Source organism: Rhizobium zaerense (genome assembly GCF_051810725.1).
GTDB classification, from domain to species: domain Bacteria; phylum Pseudomonadota; class Alphaproteobacteria; order Rhizobiales; family Rhizobiaceae; genus Rhizobium; species Rhizobium leguminosarum_I.
Map to the genome: position 1 here is coordinate 185,782 of NZ_JBPWQY020000005.1, position 16,387 is coordinate 202,168.

The following is a 16,387-nucleotide window of genomic DNA, read 5'->3' on the forward strand; positions in this document are numbered from 1 at the left end:
ATGACCGAAGCCTTTATCTGCGACTATGTCAGAACGCCGATCGGCCGCTTCGCCGGCTCGCTATCCCAGGTGCGGGCCGACGATCTCGGCGCAATCCCGCTGAAGGCGCTGATGCAACGAAATGCCGCCGTCGATTGGGAAGCCGTTGACGATGTGATCTTCGGCTGCGCCAACCAGGCGGGCGAGGACAACCGCAATGTCGCGCGCATGTCGGCCCTGCTGGCCGGCCTGCCGATCACGGTTCCCGGCACGACGATCAACCGGCTCTGCGGCTCCGGCATGGATGCGGTGATCACGGCGGCGCGCGCCATCCGCTCCGGCGAGGCCGAGCTGATGGTCGCCGGCGGCGTCGAGAGCATGTCACGCGCGCCCTTCGTCATGCCGAAGGCCGAGACGGCCTTTTCGCGCGCGGCCGAAATCCATGACACGACGATCGGCTGGCGCTTCGTCAACCCGTTGATGAAGAAGCAGTACGGCGTCGATTCCATGCCGGAGACCGGCGAGAACGTCGCCGAAGACTATCATGTCAGCCGCCAAGACCAGGATGCGTTTGCGGTGCGAAGCCAGGCGAAGGCGGCCGCTGCCCAGGCAAACGGACGGCTGGCGAAGGAGATCACCCCGGTGACGATCCCGCAGCGCAAAGGTGATGCTGTTGTCGTCGACAAGGACGAGAATCCGCGCGCGACGACGATCGAAACGCTGGCGAAACTCGCGACACCTTTCAAAAAGGAAGGCGGTACGGTGACGGCCGGCAATGCCTCCGGCGTCAATGACGGGGCGGCGGCACTGATCGTCGCGTCGGAAGCGGCGGCGCGAAAATACGGCCTGACGCCGATCGCCCGCATCCTCGGCGGCGCGGCTGCCGCCGTTCCGCCAAGGGTGATGGGTGTCGGGCCGATCCCGGCCTCGCGCAAGCTGATGGCACGGCTCGGCATGACCGCTGAGCAGTTCGACGTGATCGAACTCAACGAGGCCTTTGCCAGCCAGGGGCTGGCGGTGCTGCGCGCGCTGGGCATTGCCGATGATGACGCACGCGTGAACCGCAATGGCGGCGCGATCGCACTCGGCCATCCGCTTGGCATGTCGGGCGCACGAATCACCGGCACGGCGGCCCTCGAGCTTCTGGAGACCGGCGGAAAATACTCGCTATCGACCATGTGCATCGGCGTCGGGCAGGGGATCGCGATAGCACTTGAAAGGGTTTGAGGCCGGGACGCTTCCAGCTTTTGCCGGAGGCTGCCGACCCGTTGCGCGGTGTGTCCGGTTTGGTTAGAGATCGGGCATGCTGATCCGACCCGCAGACAAGAAGGATCGAAGCGCGATCTGGAGGATCATCGGTCCGACGATCCGCGCCGGCGAAACCTATGCGCTCGATCGCGATCTCAGCGAAGCCGATGCGGTGGCCTACTGGATGGGACCGGACCGCGAGACCTTCGTCGCCGAAGAAAATGGCGTGATCCTCGGCACATATTACATCAAGGCCAATCAGGCAGGTGGCGGCCGGCATGTCTGCAATTGCGGCTACATGACCGATGCTGCCGCAAGCGGCCGCGGCGTCGCACGGCTGATGCATGAGCATTCCCTGGGCCATGCCCGCTTGCTTGGCTTTCGGGCGATGCAGTTCAATTTCGTCGTCAGCAGCAATGAACGCGCGGTTGGGCTGTGGCAATCTCTCGGCTTCGATATCGTCGGCCGGCTTCCTGGTGTCTTCCTTCATCCCAAGCAGGGCTATGTCGACGCATTGTGTGATGTTTCGCACGCTTTAGCGGCCAGATCGCTCGGCGAAAAAAGATGTGAATGCGCTGTCGAAATCGCGGCGGTTCAAACGTCTTGAGATCGCAGGCGCGAAATGCGGTAGGCTTGCCGCATGCCTCGCGATCACTCTGTCCGGCATGGAGGTTATGAAGCCATGAGTGTTTCTTATCGTTGGGTCATCGTCGCCGTCGGCGCTCTGATGTCATGCGTGGCAATCGGCGCGATGTTCTCGCTGGCGATTTTTCAGGAGCCGATCGCATCCGCGACCGGCTGGTCGCATGTCGGGATCGCCAGCGCGATGACGCTGAATTTCATCGTCATGGGCTTCGGCGGTTTCTTCTGGGGGGCGGCAAGCGACCGCTTCGGCCCGCGCGCGGTCGTGCTGATAGGCTCCGTGCTGCTCGGCCTGGCGCTGGTGCTGGCGAGCCGCGCCGAGACACTGCTGCAGTTCCAACTGACTTACGGCATCCTTGTCGGATTGGCCGCCAGCACGTTCTTCGCGCCGATGATCGCGGCGACGACCGCCTGGTTCGACGAAAATCGCGGACTTGCGGTGTCGCTCGTCTCCGCCGGCATGGGCGTCGCGCCGATGACCATCTCACCCTTCGCGCGCTGGCTGATCTCGGCCTATGAATGGCGCCCGGCCATGCTGATCATCGGCATTGCTGCCTGGATGCTGCTCGTGCCGGCCGCGCTTCTCGTCAGGCGCCGACCTGCCGAGACCACCGACACCGGAACCGCGTTCGCGGCCGACGGCGCCCGGCCGCAACTGTCGAAAGTATTTCGATCGCCGCAATTCATCGTGCTTGGCCTGACCTTCTTTGCCTGCTGCGCGGCGCATTCCGGGCCGATCTTCCACATGGTGAACTATGCGACGATCTGCGGCGTAGCACCTATGGCGGCCGTCAGCATCTACAGCGTTGAGGGTCTGGCGGGACTGGGCGGCCGGCTGCTCTATGGCAGCCTTGCCGACAGGATCGGGGTGAAGCCTGTGCTGGTCGCCGGCCTGCTGGTGCAGGCGGCAGCGCTGGCGACCTATCTCTTGGTCAGCCAGCTCGGCGAATTCTACGCGCTCGCCATCGTCTTCGGCAGCGCCTATGGCGGCGTAATGCCGCTCTATGCCGTGCTGGCGCGGGAATATTTCGGGCCGCGGATCATCGGCACCGTCTTCGGTGCGGCAACGATGCTCTCCAGTCTCGGCATGGCGTTTGGCCCTCTGATCGGCGGCTGGGTATTCGACACATTCGCCAATTATTCCTGGTTGTTCATCGGCTCCGCAATGGTCGGGCTGGGAGCTGCGGCGATAGCGCTCGCATTCCCGCCTCTTACCCGCCGGGAGCCGCAGCCGGTCTTTGGCGTAACTTCTTGATGAGATGGCGCTTGGCGCGGTCAGCCTTTCATTCTGCCGCTTACCCCTCCCCAACCCTCCCCACAAGGGGGAGGGGCTACGTGCAGCACCGCCTCACGCAGCCATCAATCGTATCAGTCTGCCGAACGGTAGCAGCGGGCAAGAGCTACCTTTTGGTCACCGTCGGTCATCGCAGCTTAGCCCCTCCCCCTTGTGGGGAGGGGTTGGGGAGGGGACTTTTCGATCCCTTGCATTCGCCCACAATGAAATCTCCCTTTCGTGGATTGCCCAACGTCGATTTCCACTGATAAGACTTCCCCTATTCGTTTCATCACCTATGTCCTTGGTTTTTCGGGAGGCAATCGTCGCCATGGTCGAACTTGCGCAGTCGCTCGCATCCATCAAGCTGCCGGACCTGTCCGGCAAGGCCGTGCTGATCACCGGTGCCTCGACCGGCATCGGCGCGGCACTCGCCCGCGCCTTCGCGGCCCAAGGGGCCAAGGTCGGCGTCCATTATAATGCCAGCCGCGAACCGGCGGAGAAGCTTGCCGACGAGATCCGGGCTACCGGCGGCACGGTGCATCTGGTCCAGGGCGACGTGTCGAGGGAAGGCGAGACCGAGCGTGTCGTCGAGGAGACGGCGAAGACCTTCGGTCATCTCGACGGGCTCATCAACAATGCCGGCGGCATGCTGGGGCGCAAGCCGACCGCAGAATATACCGATGCGCATTATGCCGCGGTCATGGATCTCAACGCACGCTCTGTACTGGCGGCAACGCGTGCGGCCCATCCCTGGCTGAAGAAGCAGGGCGGCTTCATCATCAACACCACTTCGATCGCTGCGCGCAATGGCGGCGGCAATGGTGCGATCCTTTATGCGGCGTCCAAAGGCTTCGTCTCGACGATCACCCGCGGTCATGCCAAGGAATTCGTCGCCGACAGGATCCGCGTCAACGCGGTGGCGCCGGGTGTTATCGCCACGCCCTTCCACGAGCGTTATACCAATGACGAGCAGATGGAGCTGCAGCGCAAGTCGATCCCGATGGGTTTCGTCGGCACGTCGGAAGATTGCGTCGGCGCCTATCTCTTCCTCGCCTCGCCGACGCTGTCGGGCTACATCACCGGCCAGATCATCGAGGTCAATGGCGGCCAGCTGATGCCGTAGACGCTTCGATCGGCGAGCAAGATCCTTCGCTTTCCCTTTTAAAAGGGAACTTTCGAACCGCCGTGACGTTTCCTGCTTGGTCTTTTCAGCAAGCGGGGCACCATGAGCTTTTCATTTTCGGAACTCGACTTCCTCAAGCCGGAGCTGGGGGCGGAGTATACGGGTTCTGGCACCCATTTCGCGGTATTCTCCGCGCATGCGGAACAGATGGAGCTCTGTCTCTTCTCGCCTGATGGAAAGAATGAGATCGCCCGGCTGCCGTTGCCGAAACGCGAAGGCGATATCTGGTCGGGCTATATTGCCGGCATCGGCCCCGGCACCGTCTACGGTTATCGCGCTCATGGTCCCTACGAGCCTGCCGCCGGCCATCGCTTCAATCCGAACAAGCTGCTGCTCGATCCCTATGCCAAACAGGTGACGGGCGAGTTGACGTGGGACGATGCGCTGTTCGGCTACCAGATCGGCGAGGATGACCTTTCCTTCGACGAGCGCGACAGCGCGCCCTTCACGGTTAAGGGCGTGGTGCAGGATCCGGACTTCGACTGGGCGGGTGAAGAGGCGATCCGCCGCCCTTGGCCCGACACGATCATCTATGAGGCGCATGTGCGCGGCCTGACGATGACGCATCCGAAAGTGCCTGACCGGCTGCGCGGCACATTTCTCGGCATGTGCAGCGATCCGATCATCGACCATCTCGTCAAGCTCGGCATCTCAGCGATCGAGCTTCTGCCGATCCAATATTTCCTCGACGACCGTTATCTCCTGGAAAAGAACTTACGCAATTACTGGGGCTACCAGACGCTCGGCTTCTTTGCGCCGCAATCCCGCTACATGTCCGGCGACAAGATCACCGAGATCAAGACCATGGTGAAAAGGTTCCATGCCGCCGGCATCGAAGTCATCATGGACGTGGTCTATAACCACACCGCCGAAGGCAGCGAAAAAGGCCCGACACTGTCCTTCCGCGGGCTCGACAATGCGAGCTATTACATTCTCTCCCCCGATGATCCGCGCCATACCTTCGATACGACGGGTACCGGCAATACGCTGAACGTCGCCAACCCCATGGTGATGCGCATGGTGCTCGACAGCCTGCGTTACTGGGTGGGCGTCATGCATATCGACGGCTTCCGCTTCGATCTTGCCAGTACGCTCGGCCGGCAGGATCTGGAGTTCGACCGCCAGGGCGGCTTCTTCGGCGCCATCCGGCAGGATCCGATGCTATCGGGGGTCAAGCTGATCGCCGAACCCTGGGATATCGGTGAGGGCGGATATCAGGTCGGCGGCTTCCCGCATCCCTTCCGCGAATGGAACGACAAATTCCGCGACGACGTTCGCCGTTTCTGGAAGGGCGATGGCGGCATGGTGTCGGAGGTGGCGGCGCGTGTCACCGGCTCGGCGCCGCAGTTCAACCATTCGGACCGGGGAGCGACCTCCTCGATCAATCTTCTGTCGGCCCATGACGGCTTCACGCTGATGGACACGGTCTCCTTCAACGACAAGCACAACGAGGCGAACGGCGAGGATAACCGGGACGGCCATTCGGATAATCATTCCGACAATATGGGTGCCGAGGGTGCGACGGATAATGCCGATATCAACGCCGCGCGGTCACGGCGGCGGCGCAACATGATGGCGACGCTGATGCTCTCCCAGGGCGTGCCGATGATCCTTGCCGGCGACGAACTCGGCAACAGTCAGGGCGGCAACAACAACGCCTATTGCCAGGACAACGAAATCGGCTGGACGGATTGGACAGGGCTCGACGACCCCTTCCTCGATTTCTGCCGGCAGGCAGTCGCCTTCCGCAAGGCCCACCCCGTCCTGCGGCAGGAGCGGTTCCTGACCGGAGAGACAGCCGAGGACGGGCGCATCGAGATCGCCTGGTACAAGCCCGACGGCAGTTTCATGGATGACGGCGCCTGGAATGACGACGGATTGCAGGTCATTGGCGTCTATCTCTCGAGGAGCGTGCATGCTCCGGATACCGAGAGGATGGACGACCTCTTCCTCGTCTTCAATGCAGGCGGCGATTGCGAGGTCCATCTGCCTGTCGTGAACGGGCTGAAACAGTGGTCGAGGGTTCTCGACACGGGATCAGAGACGGAGGCTTTCGAGGTGCACGATGAGGACAATCCGGTGATGGTCTATGCCCAGAGCGTCGCAGTCTTCGCACCGAAGGGACAAACCGAACCGCCGCAAGGCGCGACAAAGGCCGAGCGTCGTCGCTGGTTCCAGTTCGGCCGCTGGAGCAAGTAGGTCTCAGAAAGCATGAATGCCGAAGCCATCACCGAACTTGGTCTCGTTTATGTCAGCGACACCGAACCTGGCATCCGAAGACGAAGGAAGGGCAAGGGCTTCAGCTACGTCATGCCCGACGGCACGACGCTCACTGATGAATCGCAGCGGGCGCGCATCAGGGCACTTGGATTGCCGCCGGCCTACGAGAATGTCTGGATCTGTCTCTACGAAAACGGTCATCTGCAGGCGACGGGCTTCGATGCGCGCGGCCGCAAGCAATACCGCTATCACAAGGACTGGCAATCCTTTCGAAGTGCGGGAAAATTCCATCAGTTGATCGAGTTCGGCCGGGCGCTGCCTCGGATCCGCCGGACCGTGCTGCGCCATCTCGACACCGGTGCGGAGGATGTCAATGGCGTACTTGCGGCTTTGACGACGCTGCTCGACGAGGCGCACTTACGCGTCGGCAACCAGGCCTATGTCAGGGAGAACGGCACCTATGGCGCAACGACGCTGCTGAAGCGCCACTTGAAGATCGTCGCCGGTCAGATAGAGCTGAAATTTCGCGCCAAGGGTGGCAAGCGCGTCCAGCGCAGCCTCAAGCATCCCAGGCTCCAGAAGATCCTGGAGGAGATAGCCGACCTGCCCGGCCGCCAGCTCTTCGTCTGGAAGGACGAAAGCGGGACGCTGAAGCCGATCGATTCCGGCCGGCTGAACGCCTATCTGGCCGAGATATCGGGGGTTCCGATTTCGGCGAAAACCTTCCGCACCTGGGCGGGCTCGCTGGCGGCCTTCGGTGTGGCGCGCGAGACAATTGCCGGCGGCGGCCGGCCGACGGTAAAGCAAATGTCGGAGGCCGCGGCCGAGACGCTGCACAACACACCGGCGATTTCGCGCTCGAGCTATATCCATCCCGCGATCATCGCGCTCGCCGGCAACGATCATCCGCTGACGGAGAGCGGCAACGAACCGCTGCGGGGCTTGCGGGCCGAGGAAAACAGGCTACTTGATTTCCTCACAAGCGAGATCGAAGAATGAGCCCCAGACATCCGCCGGCATCGGACGTATCTTTGACACATCCCGACCGGCTCTACTGGCCGGACGAGGGCGTGACCAAGCAGCAGCTCGCGGATTATTACGCGGCGGTCTGGCCGTTCATGGCGCCTTATGTCGTCAATCGGCCGTTGGCGCTGCTGCGTTTGCCGGACGGGATAAAAAGCCACCAACGGTTTTTCCAGAAACATGCCTGGAAGGGCATGAACCCGCATATCGAAGAGATTGCCGATCCGCAGGATGCGGACGGCGAAAAGCTGCTGCGCATCGTCGATTTCAACGGTCTCGTGGCGCTGGTGCAGTCGGCCGTGCTCGAAATCCATCCCTGGGGTGCGACGACCGACGATTGGGAACGACCCGATATGATCACCATGGACCTCGATCCCGGCGAGGACGTTGCCTGGGGCGCGGCGATAACGGCAGCGCTTGAGTTGAAGTCGCGGCTGGAAGCACGTGGGCTGGCCGCCTTCGTCAAGACGTCGGGCGGCAAGGGGCTGCATGTGGTGACGCCGCTTGCGCCGAAGGCCGGCTGGGCGGAGGTGAAGGATTTCGCCCATTCATTGGCCGAAAGCATGTCGGCCGACGCGCCGGACAAATATCTGGCAACCGCGACAAAGGCAAAACGCGGTGGACATATCTACATCGATTATCTCCGCAACGGCCGCGGCAACACGGCGGTCGCGGCCTATTCCACGCGGGCACGACTGGGTGCACCGGTTTCGATGCCGCTGGATTGGTCAGAATTGAACGAGGTGAGCGGTCCCGCCGCTTTCACGCTCGGCAACGTGCCGCGGCGATTGGAGACCCGGCCGAAGGACCCATGGGGAAACTTCTTCGATGCGGCCGTGCCACTGGAATGAACGGCTCTTAACTCAGCCCGCACTGTCGAGCTCAGGATAGTGCCTGAAAATCCCTTCCTCGTTGAAGGCGAGGCGGCGGGGGGAGGCGAGATAGCGGACGATGTTTGGACGCTTAGCCGCCGCATCATGCAGAGCTAGCAGAGCGGGATATTCCGCCTTGCAGTTTGTCATGGCTCTCGGGAAGGCGTAGCTCAGGCCCTCGATCACCTGGAAGAGCGAGAGGTCGACATAGGTGAGCGCTTCGCCGACCAGATGGTTGGGGCCTTTCGGATTTTGCCGCAGCACACGCTCGAAATAGCCGAGGAATTTCGGAATGCGTTCGCGGATGAAGGCAGCTGAGCGGGCTTTTGCCTCTGGCTTCTGGTCCTCGTAATAAAGCGACATGTCGATCGGATGGTGCGTATCGTGCACTTCGGCGACAAAATCGGTGACGGTCAGCTGCAGGCCATTGACGACATGGCGAAGGCCTTCATCCTCGGGCGCAAGGCCGAGCTTCGGACCGAGATAAAGCAGGATGTTGGCGACATGCGGGATAATGAGGTCACCGTCCTTCAGGAAGGGCGGGGCGAAAGGAATGTGCGGTTCGCTTTCGCTCTCCATGATGTCGAACATGGCGCCGGTGCCACGCCCGGGCTGGCGGGTGATGTCGATATAGTCGGCGCCGGCCTCTTCCAGCGCCAATCGCACGAATTCGCCGCGGCCTTGAATGCCGTCCCAATAATAAAGCTCATATGCCATGGCTGCTCAATCCTTCGGTTGGCGACCGAAGTCTTTTCGCAGTTCGTCCTTGGCTTTTTCAAGGGTACCGCGCCGCTTTTTCGTCAGCTGGTTGCCGGCGCGGTTGATGTAGAAGGTCAGCATCGACATGGCGGCACGAAAGGGACTCGACTTGCGGCGGTCGCTCTCTTCGGCTGAGTGCTTGACGGAGCGGGCAATCTTCTTCGGATCGTCCGATTTGAACACGCCTTCTTTTAGGTCCAACGCATCGCTGTGTTCGGTGACGTCCTGCGACCATTTCTTCCTCGATTTGGCCATGGGTCAAACTCCCTGTGCGGCTGGCGGAAAGCCTCCGCTTGCCGCATCCTCTTCAATGGTGGCTGTGGTGTTCGTTGCGCTTGCGCGTTGCAGCGGCCTTCTTCGCGGAAGCGGAACGTTCCTCCTTCGAGCGTGCGGCGGAGGCCGCGCCGCCGATGCGGCCGCCCTTTTCAGAAGATTCATGCGTATCCTTCTTGCCGCGGCCGGAACCGGATTTGTTGCCGCCTCCGCTTTCCTTGTTGACGGTCGCCCAGGCACGCCGTTCGGCTTCCTTCTCGGAGACGCCGCGATCCTCGTAGCCCTCCTCGATATGCTCGGCCTTGCGTTTCTGCTTGTCGGTATAGTCGGATTTGTCACCTCTCGGCATTTTTGCCTCCTCTGGCTTTCAAAGGGAGTGAACCGATACGGAGGCCAAAAGTTCCGGTCATACGATCATGGTCCGCAGGCCCAGGATTCGGAACAAAAGCCGATTTTATCAGGTATCCGATGGGAAAAGTCTGCATGAGCCTGCACATAGGAAGGAGCCGAGAACATGGAAAAACACATCGTCAAAGCCGATGGAACGGCGCGATCGACGTGAACGGTCAGGCATGCCGGTCACCTATACCCCGATCCTGCCGACACGATCTCGATCGAACTGATGGCGCGTGACGACAGCTGCATCAGTGAGGTGGATCTGATGCGCAAATATCCCGAGTTCCACGGCGCCGACGCATAAAGCAGAAGTTACAGCATTTCCACGACTGGCAGAGAACAGAAATGCCTTAGCCGACAGGTCGCTGCTGGACGGCGTTCCTGACCGCCTGGTCGAGCGCCGAGCTGCTGAAAGGTTTTGACAGCAGTACCGAGCCGGGGAAACGGTTTGCATCCGGCAGGCTGCTGTTGCCGGTGGCAAAGACCAGGCCGACCGACGGAAAGGCCTCCCGCGCCTTGGCGGCAAAGGCCGGACCCGACATGCCGGGCAAGCCGACATCGGCGACGATGATGTCGATGATGGTGTGTCGGAGGATTTCCACGCCCCGCTCACCGCTATCAGCCTCGATGACGTCATAGCCGAGATCCTGCAGAATCTCGGCAGTATCCATGCGGATGAAGGCGTCATCTTCCACGAGCAGCAGCTTCAGCTTTTCACCGGCGATATCGGGCTGGGCAACCGGTGCTGCGGCATTGCTCGCCCCTTGGCGGCGTTGGCTCCGGTTGGCAAGCACGTGGCTGATCTTGCGGGCGAGTTCCTCGCGTGTATAGGGCTTGGAGAGCAGTTCGAGGCCGGGATCGAGCCTGCCGCCATGGACGATCGAATTTTCGGTATAGCCCGATGTGTAGAGCACGGCGATATCGGGCAGGCGCTCTCGCGCCATGCGCGCAAGCTCCGGGCTCCTCAACGGGCCGGGCATGATGACATCGGTAAAGAGCAGATCGATATGGGCGCCGCTTTCGATAACGGTGAGCGCGCTTTGCGCATCCTTGGACTTCAGCACGTAATAGCCGAGATCCGTCAGCATCTCAACGACAGTCGTGCGCACACCCTCGTCATCCTCGGCGACAAGGATGGTTTCCGTGCCCCCGGTTGCCGGCACGTTGTCGACTTTGGTGATGCCATCCTCGCTCTGGAACGAGCGGGGCAGGTAGAGCTTGACGGTCGTGCCTTCGCCGATCTCACTGTAGATCTTCACATGACCGCCGGACTGCTTGACGAAGCCATAGACCATCGACAGGCCAAGCCCGGTACCCTTGCCTTCCGGCTTGGTCGAGAAAAAGGGCTCGAATGCCTGTTCTATTACCTCCTGTATCATGCCGGAGCCGGTATCGGTGACCGCCAGCACGACATATTGGCCGGCGGTGACTTCAGGATGGGCGCGGCTGTAGGAATCGTCGAGGAAGGCGTTGCCGACCTCGATTGTCAACTTGCCGGCGCCATCCATCGCGTCCCGGGAGTTGATCGCAAGATTGAGCAGGGCGTTCTCGATCTGGGTCGGATCGGCAAAGCTGTTCCAGAGGCCACCGGAGACCATGGTCTCGACTTCGATCTCTTCGCCAAGCGCGCGGCGCAGCATGTCGTCCATGCCGGTGACGAGGCGGCCGATATTGACGACCTTCGGTTCCAGCGGTTGGCGGCGGCCGAAGGCGAGCAACTGGCTTGCCAGTCGCGAGCCGCGTCCGACGGCGGCAAGCGCGTTGGAAATGCGTTCCTTGCCCCGGCCGTTATCAGCCACGTCCTTGCCGAGAAGCTGCAGGTTACCGGAGATCACTTGCAGCAGATTGTTGAAATCATGGGCGACGCCGCCGGTAAGCTTGCCGATCGATTCCATCTTCTGCGATTGCTGGAGTGCTGCTTCGGCTTGCTGGCGCTCGGCAATCTCTGCCGCGACGCGGACCTCGAGCATTTCATTGAGTTTCCGCAGCTGATCTTCCATATCGCGGCGCTGGTCGATTTCGACTTTGGCGGCACGGAAGAGCCGGATATTGTCGATCGCGACGGCCGATTGGCCGGCGAGGCTGACGAGGCTCGCCTCGGCTGCTTGGGAAAAACGGCCGGGCTGGCCGTGGCCAAAGAACAAACCGCCGATGACACTGCCGTCGCGTGATTTCACCGGCACGGCAAGATAGCTCCTGACCGGCAGATGCCCCTTCGGCATGCCTGCATGCGGCGCATTCTGCCCGTAGCGCGGGTCGAGCAGGATGTCGTCGGAGCGCACGATGCCTTCGCCGTTGAAAGTCGGCGCGAAGACCTTGGTATTGCGTGGCATCGGGAATTTCTCGAAGTTCTTCCGATCGACGCCTGAGAGCGCGTAGAGCATGTAGCTGCCGCGCTCACCGTCATCGACATTGTAGAAGAAGGCGCCGAATTCCGCGCCGGTCAGCGTCACGCCGGCATCGACGACAATCTGGGTGAGGCGTTCGACATTGGGCTCAGCGGTGATCGCGGCGCCCGCCTGGTTGACGACTGCAAGCGCGTCCGATTTTGCACGCAGCTCTTCCAGCGCAATCTGTTCGCCGCGCTTGGCCGACACCTGGTCTGTGACATCAAGGGCCGCACAGAGGATGCCGGCGACCATGCCGTCATCGTCGCGCAGCGGGGTGTAGGAGAAGGTGAACCAGGTGTCCTCGGTGCGGCCGTCGCGGCGCATCGGGATGAGCAGTTCCTTGAAGAGCTGCGAACCGCCTTCCAGAGTGCTGGCGATGATTGGCGAGAACTGTTCCCAGATGTCTGCCCAGACCTCGCGGAAGGGTCTTCCGAGGGCATCGGGATGTCGCTCCGGGAAAACAGGCACATAGGCGTCATTGTAGAGAAAAGCGAGATCCGGACCCCAGGCGACGAATTTGGGCTGGCGGGAATTCAACACCATTTCGGCGATATGCTTGAGAGACGCAGGCCAGCTTTCGACCGGACCGAGACCGACGGCATGGAAAGCCGGATGCCGTAACAATTCGCCGATTTCGCCGCCGCCTGTCGGCCAGCCGTTCGCGACGCTTCCCATTCAAAATCGCTTTCTTGTCGTCAGCCGCGCCGGGTGATTGGCCACCTCGGGATCAGCCCTTCCAAACCGTCAACATAGAGGCTTCCGATAGGAGGGAAAGGGCCCGGTCGAAATATCCTTAACCGCCGGGCGTTCAACACTTTTAGCAGTCTGCGGACGGCGCCTGCGGGCTGTTATTTTCGATAGAGTTTTTGCGATGCGGCGAAGGCGCGGCCGATGTCGAAGGAGGGCCGCTGCACCGGCGCGCGCGGATCGCGGAAAACCAGCCCGACGAGATTGTCGACGACAAGGATGAACCCAAGCGCGAGACCGAGATAGAGCAGCGCGGCGATGATGAGGAGCGACATCTCCATCCCTCACACGATCGTGGTCGAAGCGCAGCCGCTGGCTGCGAAGAGCGGGATGGAAAGGATTTCGATACGGCCGTCGTTCATGGCAACCTCCCCGGTTTCGCCATTAACAGCCATTGGATGTTCTTGTTCCCGGTTGTCGGGCGGGGGAACAGCTTTATTTTGAAGCCTCAAAGCTTGCAGCGTCATCCGGCCTCTGTTCACCCCCGCATGGAAGCCCACCTCTCAAATTCCATAAAGCACAACTAATTCAGGCATATGACAAAGAGGGATCAAAGGGCGTCGCGACGACGCCCTTTTAATCGACATGCTCGGTATTTCAGTGTTCAGGACGCCGTCTTGCGGCTCGCAGTCCGTTTCGCTGCCGGTGTCACGACGCCGTTCGTCTTGCTGCCCGTCACGCTGCGTTTCGCCTTGGACTTGACTTCCTTGCGGTTGGAAGACGCGGCAGAGCCATCGAGCGTGTCGCGCTCGTGTCGTGCCTGTTCCCAATGAATGGAATCTCGCCCTATCGGATATCCCTCTTCTTCCCAGAGAGTGTATGCACGTTTTTTGATCCACTCTTCCCGAGTTTCTGCCATCGCTGATCTCCAGTCACATGATGCCGTCGTTCGAACGCGATACTGCTGAGATGGTTCCAGAGGTGGGGAACTGTTTCAAGCGAAATCGCGCCGCAACCCGAAATAATTCGCATCGCAGCATATTAGGGTTGAGAATCGGCACTCAAGCGGGCCGAAACGCTGCCGCCTTGTGCAGATCTGACACGAACTCCCGGCGCTGCCGCTGTTGCTCTTCTTCGTCGCGAATGCGCAAGAGATAGGAGGGGTGGATGGTGACCAGAACAGGCGGACGATTTGTCGGATGCAGGATATGGCCGCGCTCTGGCGTCAGCTTTGCTTTCGGGCCGAGCAGCGCATAAAGAGCGGTTGCGCCGAGCGTCACGACGAGTTTCGGCTGCAGGATATTGATCTCTGCGCCGAGCCACCAGGCGCACCGCCTGATCTCGCCGGCATTCGGTTTCGAATGCAGCCGCCGTTTGCCGCGTGGCGTGAACTTGAAATGCTTGACCGCATTGGTGACATAACAGCGTTGACGATCGAGACCGGCCTCTTCGAGGCAGCGATCGAGCAGCCGGCCGGCGGGGCCGACAAAGGGCCTGCCGGTCAGATCCTCCTGATCGCCCGGCTGCTCGCCGACCAGGACGATCTCGGCTTTCCCCAGACCTTCGCCGAAGACGATCTGCGTGGCATTTTTGTAGAGATCACAGCGGGTGCAGTCTTCGGCCTGATGCCGGAGTTCGGCAATGCTGTCAGCATCCGCGACTTCGAGCGCCAAGGCGGGACCGACGTTTGCGGCTATGTTCATGATGGCGATCCTCATTTCCTTGGGGTCAATCGATCTGTGCCGGGATTGTTCCCGTTCGGGAATGAGCCGCGCGCTTTGCAATCTGCAGGCCCATTCCGGAACCTTTCACGATCGGTCCCCGGGCTGGCACAATGGTCACGGTGAAAAATTTCGCCTCATGGGAGAGCGGCAGTGTGATTGAACGTCGCGGTTTCGCGGCTATATTCGCCAGCGATGTTCTATCTCCTATCAACCTACTGGCCGCATATCCTCTTTGTCGTTTCGATCGCCATGGGGGCCGCGGCGGCGATCCATGCCGCCATGACCAAGGAGGAGGTGCGTGCCGCGATCGGCTGGGTCGGCGTCATCATTCTGTCTCCGATCATCGGCGCGGTGCTTTACGCGATTGCCGGCATCAACCGCATCCGCCGCAAATCGTTGAGCGTCCGCCGCGACGCGCTGCTGCTTGCGGCCGAATTCGACGAACTGGAGACATTCGATGCCGAGGCCGAGACGGTGATCAGCCAGTTCGGCCGCCGTTTTGCCGCGCTGCAGACGCTGGGCGACCGGGTGACTCGCAATCCGTTGACGACAGGCAATACGATCGACGTGCTGGAGACCGGCGACGAGGCCTATGCCGCGATGAAATCAGCCATCGACGAGGCGACGCGCAGCATCCTGCTCGAAACCTATATTTTCGACCGAGATGCGGTTGGCCTTCGCATCGCCGATGCGCTGATTGCCGCGGTCAGGCGTGGTGTGGAGGTCCGGGTCCTGATCGACGCGGTCGGGGCGCGTTATTCGGTGCCGAGCATTCTCGGCCATCTCAGGGAGAGCGGCGTCACTGTTGCCGTCTTCAACGGCAACGTCATCATGGGCTTGCGGCTGCCTTATGCCAATCTGCGCACCCACCGCAAGATCCTGATCGTCGACGGGAAAATTGCGCTGACAGGCGGGATGAACATCAGGGCGGGCTTCAGCGAGGAGGCGACAGGCGAAAACTTTGCCCACGACACGCATTTTAGCGTCACGGGCCCTGTCGTGGCCGACCTCTTCGACCTCGCCGCCGAAGACTGGCGCTTCTCGACGCAGGAGTTGTTGAACGACGAGCCGTGGCGCATCGAACCGCCAGAGCGCAGCGCCGGTGATCCCATACTGATGCGTGTCGTCGCCTCCGGCCCGGACCGCAGCGTCGAGACCAACCATAAGATGCTGATGGGCGCTTTTTCCGTGGCGCGCCAATCGATCCGCATCATGTCGCCCTATTTCCTGCCGGACCGCGAACTCATCAGCGCGCTGGTGACGGCGGCGCGGCGCGGCGTCGAAGTCGATATCGTCGTGCCTGCGGTCAACAACCTCGTCCTGGTCGACCGGGCGATGACGGCGCAATTCGACCAGATCCTCAAGAATTATTGCCGCATCTGGCGCTCCACCGGCAACTTCAGCCATTCGAAGCTGCTGACGATCGACGGCACCTGGGCCTATGTCGGCTCTTCCAATCTCGACCCGCGTTCGCTGCGGCTGAATTTCGAGGTCGATCTCGAAGTACTGAACGAGGGCTTCGCCGCCGAGATCGACGAGCACATCGAGGAAACCTTGAAAACGGCAGCGCCGGTGACGCTTAAGGGCCTGCAGGCGCGACCCTTCGCGGTGCGGCTGATCGAAAAGGTGCTATGGCTGGGGTCGCCCTATCTCTGACGGATTTTTTGTGATCGGACGTGGTAAGTTCGGCTTGCCTGCCTATACTGCTGAGACAA

General features: G+C 61.3%; 15 protein-coding genes and 1 pseudogene. 8 read left to right on the top strand and 8 right to left on the bottom strand.

The features are described 5' to 3' along the window. The 7 genes and pseudogenes from pcaF to ligD all read left to right on the top strand — a co-directional run bounded on the left by pcaF (window position 1) and on the right by ligD (window position 8,422). Window positions 1–1,206 (top strand): 3-oxoadipyl-CoA thiolase, encoded by a 1,206-nt coding sequence (pcaF, locus tag ACS4RR_RS31750; protein WP_260111986.1) that lies wholly within the window; start codon window positions 1–3, stop codon window positions 1,204–1,206. A gap of 76 nt (window positions 1,207–1,282) precedes the next feature. Then, window positions 1,283–1,766 (top strand): annotated as a pseudogene (locus tag ACS4RR_RS31755) (GNAT family N-acetyltransferase). A gap of 143 nt (window positions 1,767–1,909) precedes the next feature. Continuing rightward, the gene (locus tag ACS4RR_RS31760) at window positions 1,910–3,124 is read left to right on the top strand and encodes an MFS transporter (RefSeq protein ID WP_260111987.1); all 1,215 of its coding nucleotides are present in this window, start codon (window positions 1,910–1,912) and stop codon (window positions 3,122–3,124) included. Window positions 3,125–3,473: 349 nt separating this feature from the next. After that, window positions 3,474–4,268: an SDR family NAD(P)-dependent oxidoreductase gene (locus tag ACS4RR_RS31765; protein ID WP_170281970.1), complete on the top strand. Its 795-nt coding sequence runs from the start codon at window positions 3,474–3,476 to the stop codon at window positions 4,266–4,268. A gap of 102 nt (window positions 4,269–4,370) precedes the next feature. Beyond that, window positions 4,371–6,527, top strand: coding sequence for a glycogen debranching protein GlgX (gene glgX, locus ACS4RR_RS31770; RefSeq protein ID WP_260111990.1), 2,157 nt, complete (start codon window positions 4,371–4,373; stop codon window positions 6,525–6,527). Window positions 6,528–6,539: 12 nt separating this feature from the next. Then, entirely contained in the window at window positions 6,540–7,547 is a 1,008-nt protein-coding gene (locus tag ACS4RR_RS31775; protein WP_170281968.1) for a DNA topoisomerase IB, read from the top strand. Then, complete coding sequence (gene ligD, locus ACS4RR_RS31780) at window positions 7,544–8,422, top strand: non-homologous end-joining DNA ligase (protein ID WP_222295277.1); 879 nt, start codon at window positions 7,544–7,546, stop codon at window positions 8,420–8,422. The genes ACS4RR_RS31775 and ligD overlap by 4 nt, the downstream gene beginning before the upstream one ends. Before the next feature lie 12 nt (window positions 8,423–8,434). Here the strand turns inward: ligD and ACS4RR_RS31785 are convergent, their stop codons facing one another. The 8 genes from ACS4RR_RS31785 to ACS4RR_RS31820 form a co-directional block, all read right to left on the bottom strand. Next, window positions 8,435–9,160, bottom strand: a complete 726-nt coding sequence (locus tag ACS4RR_RS31785; RefSeq protein ID WP_170281966.1) for a glutathione S-transferase — start codon at window positions 9,158–9,160, stop codon at window positions 8,435–8,437. A 6-nt stretch (window positions 9,161–9,166) separates the two neighbouring features. Further along, window positions 9,167–9,457 (bottom strand): DUF3175 domain-containing protein, encoded by a 291-nt coding sequence (locus ACS4RR_RS31790; protein ID WP_017968329.1) that lies wholly within the window; start codon window positions 9,455–9,457, stop codon window positions 9,167–9,169. 52 nt (window positions 9,458–9,509) lie between these two features. Continuing rightward, window positions 9,510–9,824, bottom strand: a complete 315-nt coding sequence (locus ACS4RR_RS31795; RefSeq protein ID WP_011655053.1) for a hypothetical protein — start codon at window positions 9,822–9,824, stop codon at window positions 9,510–9,512. Between the two features lie 397 nt (window positions 9,825–10,221). Beyond that, complete coding sequence (locus ACS4RR_RS31800) at window positions 10,222–12,936, bottom strand: hybrid sensor histidine kinase/response regulator (protein WP_260111991.1); 2,715 nt, start codon at window positions 12,934–12,936, stop codon at window positions 10,222–10,224. Between the two features lie 173 nt (window positions 12,937–13,109). Continuing rightward, window positions 13,110–13,283 carry a hypothetical protein gene (locus tag ACS4RR_RS31805; RefSeq protein WP_017968332.1) on the bottom strand — a complete coding sequence of 58 codons (174 nt, stop codon included), beginning with the start codon at window positions 13,281–13,283 and terminating at the stop codon, window positions 13,110–13,112. Between the two features lie 9 nt (window positions 13,284–13,292). Then, on the bottom strand, window positions 13,293–13,475 hold the full coding sequence (locus tag ACS4RR_RS31810; RefSeq protein ID WP_260111992.1) for a hypothetical protein: 183 nt from the start codon (window positions 13,473–13,475) through the stop codon (window positions 13,293–13,295). A gap of 137 nt (window positions 13,476–13,612) precedes the next feature. After that, a complete protein-coding gene (locus tag ACS4RR_RS31815; protein ID WP_260111993.1) occupies window positions 13,613–13,867 on the bottom strand; it encodes a DUF2934 domain-containing protein in 255 nt (84 codons plus the stop codon). 142 nt (window positions 13,868–14,009) lie between these two features. Continuing rightward, entirely contained in the window at window positions 14,010–14,651 is a 642-nt protein-coding gene (locus tag ACS4RR_RS31820; protein ID WP_170260495.1) for a UdgX family uracil-DNA binding protein, read from the bottom strand. A gap of 213 nt (window positions 14,652–14,864) precedes the next feature. On the opposite strand from ACS4RR_RS31820, the gene ACS4RR_RS31825 reads away from it, so the two are divergent. Continuing rightward, the gene (locus ACS4RR_RS31825; protein WP_260112010.1) at window positions 14,865–16,328 is read left to right on the top strand and encodes a phospholipase D-like domain-containing protein; all 1,464 of its coding nucleotides are present in this window, start codon (window positions 14,865–14,867) and stop codon (window positions 16,326–16,328) included. The last annotated feature ends 59 nt before the right edge of the window (window positions 16,329–16,387 follow it).

Excerpts from the sequence above, each read along its gene's own strand:
- ACS4RR_RS31820 (WP_170260495.1), bottom strand. The coding sequence starts at position 14,651 with ATGAACATAGCCGCAAACGTCGGTCCCGCCTTGGCGCTCGAAGTCGCG.
- ACS4RR_RS31760 (WP_260111987.1), top strand. The coding sequence starts at position 1,910 with ATGAGTGTTTCTTATCGTTGGGTCATCGTCGCCGTCGGCGCTCTGATG.
- ACS4RR_RS31795 (WP_011655053.1), bottom strand. The coding sequence starts at position 9,824 with ATGCCGAGAGGTGACAAATCCGACTATACCGACAAGCAGAAACGCAAG.
- ACS4RR_RS31800 (WP_260111991.1), bottom strand. The coding sequence starts at position 12,936 with ATGGGAAGCGTCGCGAACGGCTGGCCGACAGGCGGCGGCGAAATCGGC.
- ACS4RR_RS31805 (WP_017968332.1), bottom strand. The coding sequence starts at position 13,283 with ATGTCGCTCCTCATCATCGCCGCGCTGCTCTATCTCGGTCTCGCGCTT.
- ACS4RR_RS31785 (WP_170281966.1), bottom strand. The coding sequence starts at position 9,160 with ATGGCATATGAGCTTTATTATTGGGACGGCATTCAAGGCCGCGGCGAA.
- ACS4RR_RS31775 (WP_170281968.1), top strand. The coding sequence starts at position 6,540 with ATGAATGCCGAAGCCATCACCGAACTTGGTCTCGTTTATGTCAGCGAC.
- ACS4RR_RS31815 (WP_260111993.1), bottom strand. The coding sequence starts at position 13,867 with ATGGCAGAAACTCGGGAAGAGTGGATCAAAAAACGTGCATACACTCTC.
- pcaF (WP_260111986.1), top strand. The coding sequence starts at position 1 with ATGACCGAAGCCTTTATCTGCGACTATGTCAGAACGCCGATCGGCCGC.
- ACS4RR_RS31765 (WP_170281970.1), top strand. The coding sequence starts at position 3,474 with ATGGTCGAACTTGCGCAGTCGCTCGCATCCATCAAGCTGCCGGACCTG.
- glgX (WP_260111990.1), top strand. The coding sequence starts at position 4,371 with ATGAGCTTTTCATTTTCGGAACTCGACTTCCTCAAGCCGGAGCTGGGG.
- ligD (WP_222295277.1), top strand. The coding sequence starts at position 7,544 with ATGAGCCCCAGACATCCGCCGGCATCGGACGTATCTTTGACACATCCC.
- ACS4RR_RS31825 (WP_260112010.1), top strand. The coding sequence starts at position 14,865 with ATGTTCTATCTCCTATCAACCTACTGGCCGCATATCCTCTTTGTCGTT.
- ACS4RR_RS31790 (WP_017968329.1), bottom strand. The coding sequence starts at position 9,457 with ATGGCCAAATCGAGGAAGAAATGGTCGCAGGACGTCACCGAACACAGC.
- ACS4RR_RS31810 (WP_260111992.1), bottom strand. The coding sequence starts at position 13,475 with ATGACGCTGCAAGCTTTGAGGCTTCAAAATAAAGCTGTTCCCCCGCCC.